The sequence below is a fragment of the Peptostreptococcus anaerobius 653-L genome (genome assembly GCF_000178095.1).
Taxonomy (GTDB): domain Bacteria; phylum Bacillota; class Clostridia; order Peptostreptococcales; family Peptostreptococcaceae; genus Peptostreptococcus; species Peptostreptococcus anaerobius.
In genome coordinates, this window is the sequence record NZ_ADJN01000053.1 from 1 (window position 1) to 1,110 (window position 1,110).

Annotated in this window: 1 protein-coding gene; it reads left to right on the forward strand. The window is 34.1% G+C overall.

Going from position 1 to position 1,110, the window contains the following annotated elements:
• Positions 1 to 408 precede the first annotated feature (408 nt).
• On the forward strand, positions 409 to 1,110 hold a 702-nt coding region (gene mobQ, locus HMPREF0631_RS05955; RefSeq protein WP_002843971.1), incomplete at its 3' end, for a MobQ family relaxase.

Genomic DNA, 1,110 nt, shown 5'->3' on the forward strand with positions numbered 1-1,110 from the left:
GAGGCTTGATAGTAGAAAGAGTAATTGAAAATTCCCTTATGTTTGCCAATGAGGAGATAGAAGAACTACTTAAAGTTGCTACTGATACAGAAGAATACAGACAAGCCTATGAAGAAATGATAAATGGAAAAGATATGGAAGATGAAACAGATATTGAGTGAACAGAATAAAAAAACTTAGTTTTTTCAGAAGCTCCCTGCAAGGGCAAAAAGCTTCGCAGAACGCAAAACACCCTTTAGGGTGTATAATTGCGCCCTTAGAAAAACTAAGGGATTTTAGCAAGTATTAAAAAATCCAAAACTTAATAAAAATATACGGATAAAGCAGATAGGAAAAGATACAAAAAATAGCCTGTCTGCTTTTTTCCTTTACCTAAAAACAAATAAAAAATGAAAGGAGCTTATGAAGATGGCAGAAACATTTCACTTTAATATTTCAATGATAAGCAGAGGAAAAAGTAAATCGGCAGTTGCAAGTGCAGCATATATCTCTTGCGAGAAAATCAAAAATGAATGGGACGGAGAAGTTCATGACTATCACAATAAAAAAGGACTTTTACATTCAGAAATTTTCTTGCCGGAGAATGTCCCCATAGCATTAAAAGATAGAACTACCTTATGGAACAGCGTTGAACTAAATGAGAAAGCAAGCAACGCACAGCTTGCAAGAAACTTCATTATCGCTTTACCAAAAGAATTATCTTTTGAAGAAAACAAGAAACTCATTACCGACTTTATACAGGAAAATTTTGTATCAAAAGGAATGATAGCAGACCTTGCAATCCATGATAGAACAAGTGATGATAACAACAATATACATGCTCATATTATGACTACCCTTAGACCAATCAATGAAAAAGGAGAGTGGCAGGCAAAAAGCAAAAAAGAATATGTAATTGATGAAAATGGAGAAAAGATAAAACTAAAAAGCGGGAACTACAAAACAAGAAAAGTAGAGCTGACAGACTGGAACAATAAAGGAAACGCAGAGAAATGGAGAGAGAATTTTGCAAGACTTTGTAATCAGTATTTAGAAAAAAATCATCAAGAAAAGAGAGTGGATCATCGTTCCTACAAAAGGCAAGGGATAGAAGAAATCCCAACCATTCAC